General features: G+C 42.4%; 11 protein-coding genes and 2 pseudogenes. 7 read left to right on the top strand and 6 right to left on the bottom strand.

Annotated elements, in window-relative coordinates; all coding sequences use genetic code 11:
* Positions 1-25: 25 nt before the first annotated feature.
* The 7 genes and pseudogenes from NXX38_RS18055 (at position 26) to NXX38_RS18085 (ending at position 12484) form a co-directional block, all read left to right on the top strand.
* Complete coding sequence (locus NXX38_RS18055; RefSeq protein ID WP_148366779.1) at positions 26-694, top strand: DUF3826 domain-containing protein; 669 nt, start codon at positions 26-28, stop codon at positions 692-694.
* 205 nt (positions 695-899) lie between these two features.
* Complete coding sequence (locus NXX38_RS18060; protein ID WP_167511862.1) at positions 900-1823, top strand: glycoside hydrolase family 43 protein; 924 nt, start codon at positions 900-902, stop codon at positions 1821-1823.
* A 32-nt stretch (positions 1824-1855) separates the two neighbouring features.
* Positions 1856-5176, top strand: coding sequence for an MGH1-like glycoside hydrolase domain-containing protein (locus tag NXX38_RS18065; protein ID WP_258980531.1), 3321 nt, complete (start codon positions 1856-1858; stop codon positions 5174-5176).
* A gap of 49 nt (positions 5177-5225) precedes the next feature.
* Positions 5226-8048, top strand: a complete 2823-nt coding sequence (locus tag NXX38_RS18070; protein ID WP_258980533.1) for a glycoside hydrolase family 78 protein — start codon at positions 5226-5228, stop codon at positions 8046-8048.
* Positions 8049-8142: 94 nt separating this feature from the next.
* Positions 8143-9477, top strand: a complete 1335-nt coding sequence (locus NXX38_RS18075; protein WP_258980535.1) for a glycoside hydrolase family 28 protein — start codon at positions 8143-8145, stop codon at positions 9475-9477.
* Positions 9478-9533: 56 nt separating this feature from the next.
* Positions 9534-11497 (top strand): annotated as a pseudogene (locus NXX38_RS18080) (DUF3826 domain-containing protein).
* A gap of 207 nt (positions 11498-11704) precedes the next feature.
* The gene (locus tag NXX38_RS18085) at positions 11705-12484 is read left to right on the top strand and encodes a patatin-like phospholipase family protein (RefSeq protein WP_148366775.1); all 780 of its coding nucleotides are present in this window, start codon (positions 11705-11707) and stop codon (positions 12482-12484) included.
* Between the two features lie 98 nt (positions 12485-12582).
* Here the strand turns inward: NXX38_RS18085 and NXX38_RS18090 are convergent.
* From NXX38_RS18090 to NXX38_RS18115, 6 genes and pseudogenes are all read right to left on the bottom strand, one after another.
* Positions 12583-13471 (bottom strand): annotated as a pseudogene (locus tag NXX38_RS18090) (SDR family NAD(P)-dependent oxidoreductase).
* A gap of 112 nt (positions 13472-13583) precedes the next feature.
* On the bottom strand, positions 13584-14069 hold the full coding sequence (locus NXX38_RS18095) for a sialidase family protein (protein WP_258980537.1): 486 nt from the start codon (positions 14067-14069) through the stop codon (positions 13584-13586).
* Positions 13999-15621, bottom strand: coding sequence for an exo-alpha-sialidase (locus tag NXX38_RS18100; RefSeq protein WP_258980546.1), 1623 nt, complete (start codon positions 15619-15621; stop codon positions 13999-14001). Before NXX38_RS18100 ends, NXX38_RS18095 begins: the two co-directional genes overlap by 71 nt.
* Complete coding sequence (locus tag NXX38_RS18105) at positions 15594-17450, bottom strand: family 78 glycoside hydrolase catalytic domain (RefSeq protein ID WP_258980548.1); 1857 nt, start codon at positions 17448-17450, stop codon at positions 15594-15596. The genes NXX38_RS18100 and NXX38_RS18105 overlap by 28 nt, the downstream gene beginning before the upstream one ends.
* 118 nt (positions 17451-17568) lie before the next feature.
* Positions 17569-19035, bottom strand: a complete 1467-nt coding sequence (locus tag NXX38_RS18110; protein ID WP_258980549.1) for a glycoside hydrolase family 140 protein — start codon at positions 19033-19035, stop codon at positions 17569-17571.
* Between the two features lie 116 nt (positions 19036-19151).
* Complete coding sequence (locus tag NXX38_RS18115; RefSeq protein WP_234132207.1) at positions 19152-20357, bottom strand: glycoside hydrolase family 105 protein; 1206 nt, start codon at positions 20355-20357, stop codon at positions 19152-19154.
* Positions 20358-20359: the final 2 nt, after the last annotated feature.

Genomic DNA, 20359 nt, shown 5'->3' on the forward strand with positions numbered 1-20359 from the left:
GCATCTTGCTTTAAAAACAATATCAATGAAAAAGATACTGATACTATCATTGCTTTTTATTTCCGGTTGGATGTCCGCACAGACAGTCGACTTGAATAAAGAGAATCGTGATCCTGAATATGTGAAGTCTATTGTCGGTCGGTCACAGAAGATCGTTGATAAACTTGGGCTTACAGATGCGAAAATAGCCGAAGACGTTCGGAATATCATAGCCAATCGTTACTTCGAATTAAATGATATTTATGAAGTACGGGATGCAAAAGTCAAGAAGGTAAAAGATTCAGGGTTGACTGGTGATGCTAAAAATGAAGCACTGAAAGCTGCCGAAAATGAAAAAGATGCGGCATTATACCGTTCACATTTCGCTTTTCCTGCCGATTTATCCCTCTTTCTTGATGAAAAGCAAATAGAGGCAGTGAAGGATGGCATGACTTATGGAGTGGTGAAAGTGACTTATGACTCACATCTGGACATGATTCCGACTTTGAAAGAAGAAGAAAAAGCCCAGATATATGCTTGGCTGATAGAGGCACGTGAATTCGCATTGGATGCCGAAAATTCGAACAAGAAACATGCTGCTTTCGGAAAGTACAAAGGACGTATCAATAATTATCTGGCTAAACGTGGATATGACCTGAAGAAAGAACGTGAGGAATGGTATAAACGTGTAAAAGCCCGTGGAGGTTCTCTATAATAAAAAAATAAGATACTATAAAAAGAAGCGAAATTCTTTCCCATTGTAAATGGTTAGTTTGTTTGATGGTGGAAAGGGTGGCTCGGAGAGTCGCCCTTTTATCATATATAAATTTTGAATCTAATGATTCTTCTGTTATATTTGAGTACAAATTAGACTTATTATCGTCTCCTCTGTATAAAGGATACAATTATAGAATATAGAAATGAAAAAGTTAAGAAATACATTAGCTGCAATAAGTCTTCTGTTTTTGGCTTCTTGTGGAGGTAACAAAGACTACTATATGTTCACTTCATTTCATGAACCGGCTGATGAGGGATTGAGATACTTATATAGTGAGGATGGAATACATTGGGACAGTATTCCGGGAATCTGGTTGAAACCGGAATTGGGGCAGCATCAACTAATGAGGGATCCTTCAATGGTGCGCACTCCGGATGGAACCTACCATTTGGTCTGGACTACCAGTTGGAAAGGCGATTTGGGATTTGGTTACGCACATTCCAAAGACCTGATTCATTGGTCGGAGCAACAGATGATTCCTGTAATGGCAGACGAACCGACTACCATTAATGTATGGGCTCCGGAGATTTTCTATGACGACGAGAGTGAACAGTTTATGGTTGTATGGGCTTCTTGTGTCCCCGGGCGTTTTGAAAAGGGGATAGAGGAAGAGAATAACAATCATCGTTTATACTATATCACTACAAAAGATTTTAAGACAGTTTCGAAAGCAAAACTTCTGTACGACCCGGGATTCAGCACCATTGATGCTGTCATAGTGAAACGGGCGAAGAATGACTATGTCATGGTGCTTAAGGATAATACCCGTCCGGAGCGCAATCTGAAAATCGCTTTTTCCGATTCTATGACCGGACCTTATTCGCCGGCATCACAGCCTTTTACAGAATCCTTTGTAGAAGGACCGTCTGTAGAGAAGTTGGGCGATGATTATTTAATCTATTTTGATGTGTATAAGAAAAAAATATATGGTGCTATGCGTACAAAGGATTTCCGGAACTTTACAGACGTAACAGAAGAAGTAAGCATCCCTGTGGGGCATAAGCATGGAACAATATTCAAAGCTCCGGAATCAGTAGTAAAGGCATTGCTGGAAGAAAAGAAATAAATCCGGAACTAATTTAAAATCAGAAATAAATCATGAACAACTCTGCTAAAATTCTTTTTGTACTGGCTGCCGGATGGTTGACTACTACAGCCTTTGCACAAGATAGAATCCATTATACAGGAAAAGAATTATCGAATCCTGCTTATCACGACGGGCAACTGTCTCCGGTAGTCGGAGTACATAATATTCAATTGGTGCGTGCTAATCGCGAACATCCGGATGCTTCGAACGGTAATGGATGGACTTATAATCACCAACCGATGCTCGCTTATTGGAATGGGCAATTTTTCTATCAATATCTGGCAGATCCTTCTGATGAGCACGTACCGCCTTCACAGACTTTTCTGATGACTTCGAAGGATGGATATCACTGGACGAATCCGGAAATTGTATTTCCTCCTTATAAAGTGCCCGATGGATATACCAAAGAGTCTCGTCCGGGTGTGCAGGCCAAAGATCTGATTGCCATTATGCACCAACGTGTTGGATTTTATGTCTCTAAATCCGGCAAACTGATTACAATGGGGAATTATGGAGTTGCTTTGGATAAAAAGGATGACCCCAATGATGGAAACGGTATTGGCCGCGTAGTTCGTGAAATAAAGAAAGACGGCTCTTTCGGACCGATCTATTTCATTTATTATAATCATGGATTTAATGAAAAGAATACCGATTATCCATATTTTAAAAAAAGTAAGGATCGTGAGCTTGTAAAAGCTTGTCAGGAAATTCTTGATAATCCGCTGTATATGATGCAGTGGGTGGAAGAAGCTGACCGTGAAGATCCTATCATTCCGCTGAAGAAAGGATATAAAGCATTCAATTGCTATACATTGCCGGATGGACGTATTGCCAGTCTTTGGAAACACGCACTTACTTCTATCAGTGAGGATGGCGGACATACCTGGGCGGAACCGGTGCTTCGTGCAAAAGGTTTTGTCAATAGCAATGCAAAAATCTGGGGACAACGTCTAAGTGACGGAACGTATGCTACCGTATATAATCCGTCGGAATTTCGTTGGCCGCTAGCCATCTCTTTGAGTAAAGATGGATTGGAATATAAGACATTAAATTTGGTACATGGTGAAATCACTCCCATGCGCTATGGAGGAAATTATAAATCATACGGTCCCCAATATCCACGTGGTATTCAGGAAGGTAATGGAATACCTGCAGATGGTGATTTATGGGTTTCTTACAGTGTGAATAAGGAAGATATGTGGATTTCCCGCATTCCTGTTCCGGTAGAGATAAATGCTTCAGCACATGCGGACGATGATTTCTCAAACAATAAATCAATTGCAGAACTGACTGACTGGAATATTTATTCTCCGGTTTGGGCTCCGGTTTCTCTGGAAGGTCAATGGCTGAAACTGCAAGATAAAGACCCGTTTGATTATGCTAAAGTGGAACGTAAAATACCGGCTTCTAAAGAGTTGAAAGTCTCATTCGATTTGCAAGCCGGGCAAAATGATAAAGGCATCCTTCAGATTGAATTCCTGGATGAGAACGGAATAGCATGTTCCCGTATGGAACTTACTGATAATGGAATTTTCCGAATGAAAGGTGGCTCGCGGTTTGCCAACATGATGAAATATGAAGCAGGAAAGGTTTATCATGTAGAAGCGGTCCTTTCTACTGCCGATCGTAATATTCAAGTATATGTAGATGGTAAAAGAGTAGGGCTGCGTATGTTCTACGCACCTGTGGCTGCTATTGAACGGATCGTATTCCGTACTGGTACGCCTCGTACATTCCCGACTGTAGATACTCCTGCCGATCAGACTTATGATCTGCCAAATGCAGGTGCACAAGACTCATTGACAGAATATGGTATTGCCAATGTGAAAACATCTTCTACAGATAAAGACGCGTCTTCTGCTTTCTTAAAGTATGCCGACTTCAGTCATTATGCCGACTATTTCAACAGTATGGAAGATGAGAACATCGTTCAGGCAATTCCTAATGCAAAAGCCTCGGAATGGATGGAGGAAAATATTCCTTTGTTTGAATGTCCGCAACATAACTTTGAAGAGATGTATTATTATCGTTGGTGGTCATTGCGTAAGCATATCAAAGAAACTCCTGTGGGATATGGTATGACGGAGTTCCTCGTTCAGCGTTCCTATTCTGATAAATATAACCTGATCGCTTGTGCGATCGGACATCATATTTATGAGAGCCGTTGGTTACGTGACCCGAAATATCTGGATCAGATTATTCATACATGGTATCGTGGCAATGACGGCGGTCCGATGAAGAAAATGGATAAGTTCAGCTCATGGAATGCGGATGCTGTATTGGCCCGTTATATGGTAGATGGGGATAAAGATTTTATGCTGGATATGAAAAAAGATCTGGAAACTGAATATCAACGTTGGGAACGTACGAACCGTTTGAAGAATGGATTGTACTGGCAGGGGGATGTACAGGATGGTATGGAGGAATCTATCAGTGGTGGACGGAAGAAAAAATATGCCCGCCCGACAATCAATAGTTATATGTATGGCAATGCCAAAGCACTTTCATGTATGGGAATTCTTTCCGGTGACGAGGGGATGGCTATGAAATATGGTATGAGAGCAGACACGTTAAGAAATCTGGTAGAAAATGAGTTGTGGAATACCCGTCACCAGTTTTTTGAAACGATGCGTACAGACTCTTCAGCAAATGTCCGTGAAGCAATCGGATATATTCCCTGGTATTTCAACCTGCCGGATACGACAAAGAAATATGAAGTTGCCTGGAAAGAGATTCTGGATGAAAAAGGTTTCTCTGCTCCTTACGGATTAACTACTGCAGAACGTCGTCATCCGGAATTCCGTACACGTGGAGTGGGTAAGTGTGAGTGGGACGGAGCTATCTGGCCGTTTGCTTCTGCACAGACATTGACAGCAATGGCTAACTTTATGAATAATTATCCGCAGACCGTATTGTCTGACAGTGTATATTTCCGTCAGATGGAATTGTATGTGGAATCACAGTATCATCGTGGTCGTCCTTACATTGGCGAATATCTGGATGAAGTGACCGGTTATTGGTTGAAAGGGGATCAGGAACGTAGCCGTTACTATAATCATTCTACTTTCAACGATCTGATGATTACAGGGCTGATTGGACTTCGTCCGCGTCTGGATAATACAATTGAAGTAAATCCATTGATCCCTGCCGACAAATGGGATTGGTTCTGCTTGGATAATGTACTATATCACGGTCATAATCTGACGATTCTTTGGGATAAGAACGGCGATCGTTATTATTGTGGAAAAGGCTTACGCATTTTTGTGGATGGTAAAGAAGTCGGTCATGCAGATACATTGACAAGAATCGTTTGTGCAAATGTTCTTGAATGATAAATTTTAGGCACGGATTTATCGTTTATCAAATAAAGATATATGAAAGATGAATTTTAGAAATTATTTTCTTTTAATACTGCTTTGTCTGCCATGTTTCATGCAGGCGAAGAATATAACAATCAGCCGTCTTACTTGTGAAATGCAGGAAGGTTTGGTTGTAGTTGAGGGGGCACCTCGTTTGGGATGGGTGATGGAATCGCCGGAAAATGGAACGCGACAATCCGCTTATGAGATTGACATTTGGGAAGCTTTTACAGGACGTCAAATTTGGAATAGTGGAAAAGTCTATTCTTCGCAGAGCCAGCTGGTTTCTATAAAAGGGGCAGATATACGTCCTGATAATCCGTTCAATTATAGTTGGCGTGTTCGTGTTTGGGATGAGACAGATGCACCCTCTGAATGGAGCCGTGAAGCACAGTTCCGCTCTGCTTCCTCAAGACTTTCCGAAGGAAAATGGATTGGAGCTATCACTCGTCAGAATGCTCATTTACCGGAAGGACGCAAGTTTCACGGTGGAGAGTTGAAGAAACCGGAGGTAAAGGCAGCTTGGGAAGCAGTGGATACTTTAGCAAAGAAAAGTATTTGTTTGCGAAGAACATTCCAGGTGGGAGATAAGGCAGAAGGGAATACAAACCGTCAATCAAGCAAGAAAATAGTAGAGGCAACCGCATACGTTTGTGGCTTGGGATTCTATGAATTTTCTTTGAATGGCAAGAAAGTGGGCAACAGTGAATTTGCTCCGCTGTGGAGTGATTATGATAAAACTGTTTACTATAACACATATGATGTAACGGAACAATTACGGCATGGTGAGAATGTTGTGGGAATCTTATTGGGGAATGGATTCTATAATGTGCAGGGAGGACGTTATCGCAAATTACAGATAAGTTTTGGGCCTCCTACACTTTTATTTGAACTGGTTATTAATTACGAAGACGGAACATCTACTACACTCCGTTCTGACAATGACTGGAAATATGATTTTAGTCCGGTGACCTTCAATTGCATATATGGAGGTGAGGATTATGATGCACGTCGTGAGCAAAAAGGATGGAATCAGGTTGGCTTTGATGATAGTCATTGGCGTCCGGTAGTTATACAGGAAGCTCCTAAAGGAATACTACGTCCACAGATGGCTCCTCCAGTGAAAATCATGGAACGATATGATATTCAAAAGGTAACCAAACTAAATGCGGAACAGGTTGCTTCAGCTTCTAAATCGACTAAAAGAACTGTCGATCCTTCTGCTTTCGTGTTGGATATGGGGCAAAATCTGGCTGGCTTTCCGGAAATAACAGTACGTGGTAAACGTGGACAGAAAGTGACTCTGCTCGTAGCCGAAGCATTGATGGATGAAGGTGCCTGTAATCAGCGACAGACGGGACGTCAACACTATTATGAATATACACTGAAAGGTGAAGGTGACGAAACCTGGCATCCTCGTTTCTCTTATTACGGTTTTAGATATATTCAAGTCGAGGGGGCTGTCTTAAAAGGACAAAAGAATCCGCAGAAGTTGCCTGTGTTGAAGAATATTCAATCCTGTTTCGTATTTAATTCGGCTAAGAAAGTTTCCACTTTCGAATCATCCAACCGGATATTTAATGCTGCCCATCGATTGATCGAAAAAGCAGTGCGTAGCAATATGCAGTCTGTGTTTACAGATTGTCCGCATCGTGAAAAACTAGGCTGGCTGGAACAGGTGCATCTGAATGGTCCTGGGTTATTATACAACTATGATTTGACAGCTTATGCTCCGCAGATTATGCAGAATATGGCAGATGCGCAACATGCCAACGGTGCCATGCCGACAACTGCTCCGGAATACGTGGTTTTTGAAGGTCCGGGTATGGATGCTTTTGCCGAATCTCCGGAATGGGGTGGTTCTCTGGTTATTTTCCCATTTATGTACTATGAGACGTATGGAGATGACTCGTTGATTAGGAGATATTATCCGAATATGCGCCGTTATGTGGATTATTTGAAGACTCGTGCAGAGATGGGTATTCTTTCTTTCGGCTTGGGAGATTGGTATGATTATGGAGATTTTCGTGCCGGATTCTCTAGGAACACACCGGTTCCCCTGGTGGCTACCGCACATTATTATATGACAGTAATGTATTTAATAAAAGCTGCGAAAATGGTTGGCAATGACTTTGACATTCATTATTATACTTCTTTGGCACATGAAATACTTGCCGCATTTAATAAATGTTTTCTCAATAAAGAGACAGCACAGTATGGTACAGGGAGCCAATGTAGTAATGCACTTCCGTTATTCCTCCAGATGACGCAGGATTCAGATGAACAAGGCAGTTATCAACCGGATGCAAAGTTGGATGAGAAAGTACTTATGAATCTGATTAAAGATGTGGAAGCACATGGCAATCGCTTAACGACCGGTGATGTGGGTAACCGCTATCTGATTCAGACACTGGCGCGTAATGGTCAGCACGAACTTATTTATAAGATGTTCAACCACGAAGAAGCTCCCGGATATGGCTTCCAGTTGAAATTCGGTGCAACAACCTTAACCGAGCAATGGGATCCCCGCCAAGGTTCTTCCTGGAATCATTTTATGATGGGACAGATTGATGAATGGTTCTTTAATTCACTGGTCGGTATTCGTCCATCTACTACTTATCAAAAGTTTATCATCGCTCCCCAGCCTGTAGGAGATTTGAAATATGTCAAAGCATCGTATGAAACTTTATATGGTACTATTGTTGTGGATTGGACTAGCCAGAATGGAACTTTCACTTTAAACATATCTGTTCCGGTGAATACTACGGCTGTTGTTTATCTTCCGGGAGAAAAAGAACCCAAAGAGATACAGAGTGGAACATATCAATTGGTTTGTGCAAAATGAAAGAACCTTTTGCATATATTTGTAGAATTAAAAAAACAATGTATTCATGATTTTTTAGAAGGCAATGATGAAATATAATTTAATAATATCGATTATGAATTTACGGACAATTCTTCTCGTCTTTCTTTGCTTCTGTGCAACCACAGTTCTTCGTGCCGAGCGTGTGGATATGTTGAAGGCCGGTGCAAAAGCAAATGGTAAGGCTCTTAATACAAAGCTAATCAATTCAACGATTGATCGTTTGAACCGTGGTGGCGGAGGTACTCTTTTCTTTCCTGCCGGGACTTACCTGACAGGAAGTATTCATCTGAAAAGCAACATTACACTGGAGTTGGAAGCCGGAGCTACTTTGCTTTTTTCTGACAACTTCGATGACTATCTTCCTTTTGTAGAGGTTCGTCACGAAGGAGTGATGATGAAAAGTTTCCAGCCTTTGATCTATGCGGTAGATGCCGAGAATATTACCATCAAAGGAGAAGGAACTTTGGACGGACAGGGAAAGAAATGGTGGATGGAATTCTTTCGTGTCATGATTGATTTGAAAGATAACGGCATGCGTGATATGAATAAATATCAGCCGATGTGGGATGCAGCAAACGATACGACAGCGATTTATGCTGAAACGAATAAGGATTATGTAACTACGTTGCAGCGTCGCTTTTTCCGTCCTCCGTTTATCCAGCCCGTCCGTTGTAAGAAAGTAAAGATTGAAGGAGTGAAAATTATCAATTCTCCTTTCTGGACGGTGAATCCTGAATTTTGCGATAATGTAACAATAAAGGGTATAACTATTGATAATGCCCCTTCACCAAATACAGACGGGGTTAATCCGGAATCCTGCCGTAATGTGCATATCAGTGACTGCCATATATCAGTGGGGGACGATTGCATAACCATCAAGTCCGGAAGAGATGCGCAGGCCCGTCGTTTGGGAGTACCTTGCGAAAATATCACCATAACCAACTGTACCATGCTTTCGGGTCATGGAGGCGTTGTTATCGGCAGTGAGATGAGTGGGAGTGTGCGTAAAGTGACTATTTCCAATTGCGTATTTGATGGAACGGATCGTGGAATCCGCATCAAATCAACCCGTGGAAGGGGAGGAGTTGTTGAAGACATTCGCGTTAGCAACGTTGTTATGAGCAATATTAAACAGGAGGCGGTCGTGCTGAATTTGAAATACAGTAAAATGCCTGCAGAACCAAAGAGTGAACGCACTCCGATCTTCCGTAACGTACATATCAGTGGAATGACTGTGACAGATGTAAAGACTCCAATCAAAATGGTGGGTTTGGAAGAAGCACCGATATCTGACATTGTTTTGCGTGATATTCATATTCAGGGAGGAAAACAGAAATGTATCTTCGAAAATTGTGAGCGTATCACGATGGATGATGTGATTGTCAATGGTGAAGAGATTAAAATGTAATCCTGCTCTGCACCTGGTGTCTTTATGATGACTTACTTAGAATCAAATAATTAAAAATGAAACGAATCCTTTTTACGATGCTTCTTGCCGCATCTCTTTCGGCTGAAGCGCAGACACAAACATACGAGACGGAATTTGCCCGTCCCTTGAATGAAGTACTGACGGATATTCAAAACCGTTTCGGAGTCCGTCTGAAATATGATATTGATACGGTAGGAAAAGTACTGCCTTATGCCGACTTTCGTATTCGTCCTTATTCTGTAGAAGAATCCCTGACGAATGTATTGGCACCTTTCGATTATAAATTTGTCAAACAGAAAGGAAATATGTATAAGCTAAAAGCGTATGAATATCCACGTCGTACGGATGCAGACGGAGAAAAAATGCTGGCTTATCTGAATACTCTTTATGTGGATCGACAGGCTTTTGAACTTCGTGCTGATTCTTTGAAAAAGAAGTGCGTCAGCGTTTAGGTATCGATACTTTACTAGCTCAATGCGTTAAATCCAAACCTATTCTTTCGAAGATACGTAAATTTGATGGCTATACAGTGCAGAATTTTGCACTTGAAACACTTCCCGGCTTATATGTTTGCGGTTCTATCTACACACCTCAATCAAAAGGAAAACATGCGTTGATTATTTGTCCTAACGGACATTTTGGTGGCGGACGTTATCGCGAGGACCAGCAACAACGTATGGGCACTTTAGCACGTATGGGAGCTATTTGTGTGGATTATGATTTGTTCGGATGGGGAGAGTCGGCTTTACAAGTTGGCAGTGCGGCACATCGTAGTAGTGCGGCGCACACTATTCAGGCAATGAATGGCTTGTTGATTCTTGAGTCTATGCTTGCTTCCCGTAAGGATATTGATACCAGTCGTATCGGTACGAATGGTGGTTCTGGCGGGGGCACTCATACTGTTTTGTTGAGTGTATTAGATGACCGTTTTACTGCTTCTGCTCCCGTGGTGAGCCTTGCTTCTCACTTTGACGGTGGCTGTCCGTGTGAAAGCGGAATGCCTATTCAACTTTCTGCGGGAGGAACCTGTAATGCGGAACTAGCTGCTACTTTTGCCCCTCGTCCACAACTCGTTGTATCTGATGGTGGCGACTGGACGGCTAGTGTTCCTACTCTTGAATTTCCTTATTTGCAACGAATTTATGGATTCTATAACGCGAAAGACAAAGTAACGAATATACATCTCCCCAAAGAGAAACATGACTTTGGTCCGAACAAACGGAATGCCGTTTATGATTTCTTCGCAGACGTGTTCAAGTTGGACAAAAAGATGCTAGATGAAAGCAAAGTTACCATTGAACCGGAATCTGCTATGTATAGTTTTGGAGAAAAAGGAGCTTTGCTTCCCGAAGGTGCAATCCGGTCATTTGACAAGGTAGCCGCCTATTTTGACAAGAAGGCCTTTGCTGATTTAAAATCAGATGCTTCTCTTGAAAAGAAAGCTATGGACTGGGTAGCTTCTTTAAAGTTGGATGATGAGAAAAAGGCAGGTTTTGCGGCAACAGCTATTTATAACCATCTTCGTAAAGTTCGCGACTGGCACAATGAGCATCCCTATACAACAATTCCCGAGGGTATCAATCCTCTTACAGGCAAGCCGCTTTCCAAGCTCGACCGTGAAATGATTGCAGATTCTGCTATGCCGAAAGAAGTACATGAAAGGCTAATGAAAGAGTTACGCAGAGTATTGACTGAAGAACAGATAGAACAAATCCTCGATAAATATACGGTAGGTAAAGTTGCTTTTACCTTGAAAGGTTATCAGGCCATTGTGCCCAATATGACAGAGGAGGAAACTGCTTACATCCTGGAACAGTTGAAGCTGGCTCGCGAACAGGCTATTGACTATAAGAATATGAAGCAGATCTCTGCTATCTTCGAAATTTATAAAACCAAATGCGAACAGTATTTCAATGAGCACGGTCGTAACTGGCGTCAGATGTTCAAGGATTATGTGAATAAGCGAAACGCAGAAAAAAAGGCCCAAGAAAAGAAATAAATAGGGGTAAGACCTTTTTCCTTCCTATATATCGGAGTATAATCCGGGACAATTAAGAAGAATATAATAGAGCTATGCTTTGCAACAGACAAAGCATAGCTTTAGCTCTCATAAAACGCTGCTATAAATTATTTCTTCGCGATTACTAAACATCTTTTTCGCTGAAAATGTGTTATTTTGTAGATAACTATTTGAAATGTAGATGATATGGATAAGCAAAAAGTAGCATTGGTCCTTTCTATGGGAGGAGCACGTGGGATAGCACATATAGGAGTAATTGAAGAATTGCTCCGTCACAATTTTGAGATCACTTCTATTGCAGGAAGCTCGATGGGAGCTATGGTGGGGGCGATGTACGCTTCAGGAAAGATGGAAGAATGTAAGGAATGGCTATATAGTTGGGATAAACGTAAGATGTGGGAATTGGCGGATATTACCTTAAGCCGGGATGGATTGGTGAAAGGTGACCGTTTTATCAAAGAACTGAAACAGATTATTCCGGACATGAATATTGAAGACCTGCCTGTCCCTTATGTAGCAATGGCTACGGATATTGTCCGCGATCAGGAAGTGAGGTTTGACAGGGGGAGCTTACATGAAGCTATCCGTGCATCTATTTCCATCCCCATGCTTTTCCGTCCGTTGAGAAAAGACGGTATGGTTCTGATTGACGGAGGCATTCTGAATCCTCTTCCATTGGCTCATGTAAAACGCATTGAAGGAGATATCCTGATAGCTGTCGATGTGAATGCACCCCTCGATTCCGGAAAGAAAAAGAAAATATCTCCTTATAATCTATTGACAGAATCTTCAAGAATGATGATGCAACAAATCACTCGTTACCAGATAGAGCGTTGTCAGCCGGATATCTTAATTCAGATGTCCGGCGATACCTATGATATGTTGGAGTTTCATCATGCAGCTTCGATAGTGAAGACAGGAGTGGAAGTTACCCGAAGCGTGTTGCAAGAGTCTCATGGTGATTAATGATATGATAAAGACATATCATTGTATCTGATAAATATAATATTGGGCAATAATAGATATTATTATATCTGTTACAGAGGTAATAATATCATCTCAAGTTACTCCGGATAAATCATCTTTTTCGTCATTCCTCCGTCAATCGTGATATTTTCTCCATTGATGAAATCATTGTTTTCTTCACAGAGAAACAAACACATACGGGCAATATCTTCCGGTTTACCTACCCGTCGCGAAGGATGCTGTGAATGATCTTCCGGTCGGAGTTGGTCATAATCATGAGTTTGTATCCATCCCGGAGCAATAGAGTTGACGGTGATATTCCATTCGGATAACGATAAAGCCAGTGCATGAGTTAAAGAATAGATACCACCTTTAGAAGCTGCATAACCTTCACTTCCCGGTTCACTCATCAGGTAACGTGTGGAGCAGATATTGATAATCCGGCCGTATGGGTTAGGAGAGGACTGCTCTTTACGATGTATGGCAAGCAGGCGGGAGGTGATAAATACAGGGCGTAGATTGATAGAAAGAATTTTGTCGAAATCCTCTACGCTCGTTTCGGTGATCGACGAAAATTGACTGATACCGACGTTGTTGACAATGATATCAATATCCTTCCAATCGGAAAGAATACGTTGCATGCAACTTTCAAGTGCATCCTTATCGCTGACATCGACTTTATGGAATATAGATCCTGTTGCTTTTGCAGTCTCTTGTCCCGCTATTTCATTTATATCACAAAAAGCGACTTGATTGCCGGACAGGCAAAAAGCTTCTACCATTGCCTTGCCTATTCCTTCCGCTCCTCCTGTTATAAATACTCTTCTTTTGGAGGGGGCTGATTTGGAGGTCATTGGAGTACACGAAGCCGATTCAGCCGGATGAACTGTTGTAGATTTCTTCTTACCATATTTCTGTGCTTGTTTCCAAGCAGCCTTTCTGGCTTCCATATTGTTCCTGTTGTCTTTCTATATAATTATCTGCCATCGTTCTTTTTTATTTATTGGCAAATGTAAAATATAAAATGGATAAATACAAAGAATCGACTGCTCTTTTGCGGACAAAGGAGCGGTCGATTTTATTCAGATGACGGTTCAATTTAAAACTTCGTCGAATCTATCTCTGCATATTTAATTCGTTGGCGACGCCAAGTGTAAATGGCATGCAGTTTTCCGTCTTTTCCCTGGATAATACTAGGATAAGAGTATTGGCTGATCGGACTGTCTTCCAATGTAAGAACAGGCTTCCAGTTGATGCCATCTTCTGATACGGCTACACAAAGCGGAGTACGCGGACCTTTCGGAGTTCCGGGTAATGTAGAGAAATTATTGTAGATAAGTATGTGTCTGCCGTCTTTCATTGTCACAGCATCCGTTCCGGAATTATTATTCGGAACATCCAGCAGCGTTACTTTACTCCACGTATCACCATTATCGCTGCTCCATGCAGTTGCTACTTGTGCATTACGTGTACGGCAGAGTACCTGTAATCTCCCGTCTTTATGCTTCAGAATACTAGGTTGTATCGCATAAACAGGTTTGGCTCCTTCTCCTCTGATCGCTTCTCCTCCTTCTTGATCGTCCACATTCATGCCACCTTTTTTGCGGTTTTGGGTGGGGACGGATAACTCGGCATCCAGTGGACCCTACCATCTTCCAGGTCTTGCCTTTATCATCGGAAATCTCGAAGTGAATACGCCATCCGTTACTTCCTTCCGTACTGGAAGGACAGATGATACGCCCATTGATATATTCCGGCTTATTCTTAATAGGTCCAAGAAAACCTTCCGGAAGCGGTTCGCGTTTGCTCCAAGTCTTTCCTCCGTCACGTGAACGAACCAGCCATCCTGTCCAGTCACTCACTTTCAGACCTATTTTATAGAACAGAATCAAGTCACCTCCGGGAATCTGGAAAAGAACCGGATTCCAACAAGCTTTTCTGCGGGCAATAAGTTTTCCTTTCTCATCTTTCACAGGTGTACAAGTTGAATCGATTCCAGCCAATGCAGCTTGTGAATCTTTGAGCAAGAACACACCGTCAGCGGCAAGTTTGGGGGCAGTCCATTCTTTGGAACCTTTCGGCTTACGACATACCCAGATGCAACAATCCGGATTGCGTTCTTTGGTTCCTCCGAAGAAAGAAGCTACGAGATCACCGTTCTTCAATTCTACAATCGTAGCTCCGTGACATTCGGGGAAAGAAGCTTTCTCGTACAGGAATTCATCACTTAGAATAGCCGTATTCCGGGTAGGGATGTCTACACTGAAGTGATATTTTCCCGATCCGATCTTTTCCTTCCGTCCATCCGGTAGGTGCACTTCACCTGTTGTATTGGCAGGAAGCTCGATGTCCCATTCCAGATGAATAGGAGTCTTTGCCCACCGACTGGTTATTTTCCCGTAGATGCTCATGTATGATGCATCCACATTGCTTAACTCCTGGATTTCAAAAGCCGGTTGGAAAACGATATGTTTGTAACCGGACTTCCAGCGGTCTGCACGAATACCTGCCAGATTATTGAAACACCAAGGTAATAAATCGCCTAAAAGCATCACGTGATTACCACTGTTCATTTCAGGATTGGCTGTATCACCATTCCATAATTCCCAAATAGTGGTAGCACCTTTTTCAACCATATATCCCCAAGAAGGATATGTTTTATTGGTAGCCAGTAAATAAGCTACATCGGCATGTCCACGGCGGCTCAATTCACGCAATAACCATTGTACGCCGATTACTCCGGTACTTATATGTCCTTTATTGGTCGTAATAATAGAAGCCACGGCATTTTGGGCTACCGCATTGATCTGATTTTTAGGAACCAGTCCGAAGGCAAGTGGCAAAATATTGGCAGTAACCGTGTTGTTGCCATAGAAAATACTATCCGGATATAAGGCATGTCCCGGCACGAGTGAGGTGCTTTCTTTTACGTGTAGGAAACGGGCGTTGAATGCATCTTTCATGCGATGTTCCAAATCTTCCCATTCTTTTGCGTCAGCTTCCAGTCCTTGCAGACTTGCAAAGCGGTGCATCAGTTGCAGTACCTTTAGATAATAAGCGGTTGCGATCAAATCTCCATCAGTCTTGCGGGATGGGTCTTTACTGTGAATCAACTCCAGTGATTCGGGGGAACACACCAGTCACCATATTTATCTTTGGTGATGATATATTCCTCTGTCATGTAGTATTCGCGGATATGAGATACCCATTTTTTGATAGCAGGATAATTCTCCTCGATCGGACGTTTGTCTCCAAAGTTAGTGAAAAGCATGTCGCAGGCCATAGGTAAAGCGGCAGGCCAAGTCACATTATCCGAGTAATAATTCCAGTATGCCGGAGCCACATCAGGAATACAGCCATCTTCACGTTGTGCTTCGCGAATGTCACGCGTCCATTTGGTGTACATGGCATAATTATCGAAAAGCATACTCTCTCCCCAACACCCCATGGTACGGTCGCCCAACCATGGCTGGCGCTCATTCCGTTGTGGACAGTCTACCGGCATACCTTTATAATTACTCCGGATTCCCCAGAATGCATTACGGATAATCTTATTCAGAGTCTCGTCAGAACAGTTGAAAGTTCCGGTATGCTCCATTTCATCTTCTACTACCTCAGCAACGAAATCTTCAGCCTTCGCATTCGGATAACCGCTAACTTCTACATAGCGAAATCCATGATAGATAAAACGAGGTGCCCAGGTAGCATCTTTTGTTTCGCGTCCACTGACAACATATACATCTGTAGAACGGGCATCCCTAAAATTTCTGGTGTAAAGTTCACCATTGCTTTGCAGACTTTCTGCGAAACGGAGGCGGATACTGTCACCAGCCTGTCCTTTAACTCGGAAACGTACCCATCCTGCCATATTCTGACCGATATCCAAGATATATTTATTGCCGAGCTTTTTAATGGAAACAGGTTTCAACGTTTCTGTGACTTTCATACCGGGCATCATTTGCGCACGCAATGTTCCCGAAGGAATGCTCACACGTTGTGCCGGCATCCAGTTTTTGTCATCATACCCGGTTTGAGTCCAGTTTCCTAACTCTTTACGGGCGTCGTACTCTTCACCATCGTATTCATTATTGCTACGGATAGGACCGTCAGTTGTCAATTTCCAAGTGGTGTTTGAAGCAATCGTTTCTTTGCTGCCGTCTGCATATTCCACAATCAGATTCAACCGAAGTTTAGGATAGCCGAAAGTCGGTATCTTATACGGTTTATAGTTTTGGCGCATCGTATAGAAACGACCATTTCCGAGAATTACTCCAATAGCATTCTCTGTTTGAAGCAACGATGTGACATCATAGGTGTTGTACAGAATCGTTTTCCGATAGTCGGTAGGAGCAGGAGCCAGAACTTGATTGCCGATACGTTGTCCGTTGATAAACAGTTCATACAATCCCATTCCGGCAATGTGTACTGTGGCACGTTTCACTTCTTTCTTCAATGCAAATTCTTTGCGGAGATAGCGGGCTGCCAAGCGGCTCCATTGTGTTTCGCTGTCTCCGGGAGCGGCTTTATCCAAACCAATCCATTGCCCTTGCCAATCTGCTTCATTAAACAGTCCTGTAGTCCAGAAAGCCGGAGTACTCCAATCTGTTGTCCCCTTGTTGGTGTCGATTTTCACTTTCCAATAGTAGGGAGCATTACGCTTTAGCGTTTTTCCTTGATAAGCGATCCATTGGGAAGCGTCAGATTCAATCTTTCCTGAATCCCAGATATCCCCTTTCCCTTGTTCCAATAGCTCCGGGGAAGATGCAACAAGAATGTGATACGCAGTTTGTATCACATTCTGTCCATCCGATTCGATGCGCCAACTCAATCGAGGTTGGCGCACATCGATACCTGCCGGATTTTTCAACTGTTCTGTTCGCAGGTCAGTGATACCTATGGCTGCGTATATGGACCCGGTAAAGAGCAGAAGGGAAAATAGGAATAATATAAATATTCTTTTATTCATAAGTAGGTTTTCATCTATAAATTTAGGCACGGATTACACGGATTACACGGTTTTTAGAAATATGATTGCGCAAAGCAACCGTGAAATCCGTGTAATCCGTGCCTCATAATATAATTATTTATTTATTCCATTTTTGTTGTGCATTTGGTAATTCTGTCCAATCCTTCTCCATATAGTTTTTACTGCTGTCCACTACAATCAGGATATGATCGTTTCCACTGCAGTAACCACTGTCATGTTGAAATTTGTGCACTCCATTATCAAATTCGCCAATATATTCCAGCTTGCCATCTTTCGTAGTGTACCACCAAGCGTTCTTCTTCGCACCACTGATCTTATTGAAATCAACTTCCATCGGACGTCCGGTGTAGTTGTATACCATCAGATAATCATTACCACGTGTAGCGATAGCTCGGTCATAACGTTCTCCATTCTGTCCTACGATGACAGACTGATCGGGTATACGTTCGAAGAACGGGAAAGTCAACATCAGGTTTTTCAGATACTTCATTTGATTGTAACCCGGATCATCCAGTGCTTCATACCAAGGTTTTTTAGCGCCATAAGCACCACCTACACCCGGTTTGATAAATTGCATGATAGAATTATGACCGTATGTATGTCCGAAAGAACCGGCAAATACCGACCAGTAAGCATACCGGCGTACATCATAGTCTTTCCAGAGCAATTCGTTCTCATCATGCAGGCCATGAGGAATTTCTTCGTAAATCGGTTCACCGTCAATCACGGGTTTCATTGGCTTCATAGCCAAGCTACGCTCTACGAAACGCCAGTTATCTTCTTCCGTATTTTCTTCAATAGGATAATCACCGTCTCCGAAACGTTGCCCGTAGCGGCGGTGTCCGCTTTGAAACATATTGAAATCCAACCAAGGAGCATTGTTAAACCAAGTAGCAGAAGTTGTTCTTCCACGCGGATGGAATGTCATCAGGTGATTCTTGTCGATAGCTTTGATAGAAGTGGCCAGAGCTTCCCATTCGGCGGTTTTTACATCGCCACGGATGTCTCCGCCGATAAACCAGATAATGTTCGGTTCGTCCTTATAACGTTCTGCCAGAAACTTACCGTATGCTTTTGCTTGGTCAACAGTCATTTCACCCCGGTTCACAGGACTTCCCCAAATACAGACCATACCAATATACAAACCCTTCTTTGCTGCTGTACGGATAATATAATCCATGTGATCCCAGTAACCGTATACACCTTTTTGATTGATGTTTTTGAAGTTGTATCCGTCAATCATCGAATACTGTCCGTAGATATTCATAGACGGAACATTATTCAATGTTTGAACCTGAATCACATTATATCCGCGGCGTTTACATTGTTCCAGATAATATTCGGCTTCATCCCGGTTCAAGCGTTCGGGTAATAACCATCCCGTTTCGCCTAACCAAAAGAAAGGAGCACCGTTTTCATGTTTCAGGTAACGTCCCTCTTCGGAAACTACAAGCTTTCCGTTGTTCCAGGGAATGTACGTCTTTTGCGTTTTCTTCTGTGCCGCTGCCGGGATAACTAAAGTTAGCAACAGCAATAAGAGAGGAAGAATCTTAAATTTTCTCATTGTATTTTATCGTTTTTAGTTTATTGTTTTCGAATATTAGGCACGGATTACACAAATTACGCTGTTGCTAGTCATATTTCAAAAGCCGTGAAATTCGTGTAATCCGTGTCTAAAAATTATTTTTTCTCTGTCATTTTCTCATATTCAATGGCAGCCAGAATAAATGAACCGACCGATTTCGGATCATTCTCTATGATCGGTTCACTGATATAATATTCAAATGAGCCGTCACGGTATCTTTTCGAGTCTCCGCCCAATCCTGCCACTGCACAGCAGTTAGTGATTGTATAGCTACCATCTTCTTCAAGACGGGTGAATGTCTTTACCATTCCATCAAAGGCTTTCTTTGTCGGTTCGATATATTCGTTGCCAAGATATCCTTTATTGATAGCTTTGGCGAGAGTGTAGACAAACAAGGCAGTAGCAGATGATTCCAGATAATTACCTTCCCGTGCTCCCTGATCGGTCACCTGATACCAGGTTCCGGATTGAGGATCCTGATATTTCACAAGCGTTTTTGTCAATCCTTGCAAAATCTGTATAATGCTGTCGCGTCCGGCAGTTTCCTGTGGCAGGAAGTCCAGTACATCTACGATAGCCGCTCCGTACCATCCGATGCTGCGACTCCAGAAATTAGGAGAGCAACCCGTTTCTGGATTTGCCCATTTCTGTTCCCGGCTTTCATCCCATCCGTGATAATACAATCCTGTTGCAGGATCATAAGTCTTACTATTTATTAAAAGAATCTGTTTCGTTGCTTCGTCAAATAAAGCCGGTTCGTTGAAAGTGGCCCCATATTGAACCAGATAAGGAGAAGCCATAAAGATTCCGTCCAGCCACATTTGATGAGGGTATCTCAATTTATGCCAGAACCCTCCTTCACTGGTGCGGGGCTGCTCTGCCATTTGTTTGCGCAAGGTATCCATGGCAATTTTATAACGTTCGTCTCCGGTCTGTGCATAAAGATCGAAAAGAATCTTTCCACCGTTGACGTTATCAATATTGAATGAAAGATATTTCATGGTTTTGATACGTCCGTCGGCATCAATCAAGCTATCCGCATAGATCTTGGCATAATCATAATATGTGCTGTCTCCGGTATGTTTCCATTCTTCCAACATGGATTTCACTACTAGTCCGTGGGTATATCCCCAACGTGGTTTCTTAGCTTTTTCAATCATCCAGGGTTCGGGGAAACGTTTCATTTCGGAACGTGCCATGCGTTCACTCCATTTTTCTGTTTCTACTTTTTGAGGTGCTGTGCATGCCAGGAAACAAACCGTTCCACAAGCCACCATCAGTTTTAATAAGTTTTTGTTCATAT

Origin of the sequence: Bacteroides sp. BFG-637, assembly GCF_024793605.1 — a bacterium.
GTDB lineage: Bacteria > Bacteroidota > Bacteroidia > Bacteroidales > Bacteroidaceae > Bacteroides > Bacteroides vicugnae.

Excerpts from the sequence above, each read along its gene's own strand:
- NXX38_RS18055 (WP_148366779.1), top strand. The coding sequence starts at position 26 with ATGAAAAAGATACTGATACTATCATTGCTTTTTATTTCCGGTTGGATG.
- NXX38_RS18060 (WP_167511862.1), top strand. The coding sequence starts at position 900 with ATGAAAAAGTTAAGAAATACATTAGCTGCAATAAGTCTTCTGTTTTTG.
- NXX38_RS18065 (WP_258980531.1), top strand. The coding sequence starts at position 1,856 with ATGAACAACTCTGCTAAAATTCTTTTTGTACTGGCTGCCGGATGGTTG.
- NXX38_RS18070 (WP_258980533.1), top strand. The coding sequence starts at position 5,226 with ATGAATTTTAGAAATTATTTTCTTTTAATACTGCTTTGTCTGCCATGT.
- NXX38_RS18075 (WP_258980535.1), top strand. The coding sequence starts at position 8,143 with ATGAATTTACGGACAATTCTTCTCGTCTTTCTTTGCTTCTGTGCAACC.
- NXX38_RS18085 (WP_148366775.1), top strand. The coding sequence starts at position 11,705 with ATGGATAAGCAAAAAGTAGCATTGGTCCTTTCTATGGGAGGAGCACGT.
- NXX38_RS18105 (WP_258980548.1), bottom strand. The coding sequence starts at position 17,450 with ATGAATAAAAGAATATTTATATTATTCCTATTTTCCCTTCTGCTCTTT.
- NXX38_RS18110 (WP_258980549.1), bottom strand. The coding sequence starts at position 19,035 with ATGAGAAAATTTAAGATTCTTCCTCTCTTATTGCTGTTGCTAACTTTA.
- NXX38_RS18115 (WP_234132207.1), bottom strand. The coding sequence starts at position 20,357 with ATGAACAAAAACTTATTAAAACTGATGGTGGCTTGTGGAACGGTTTGT.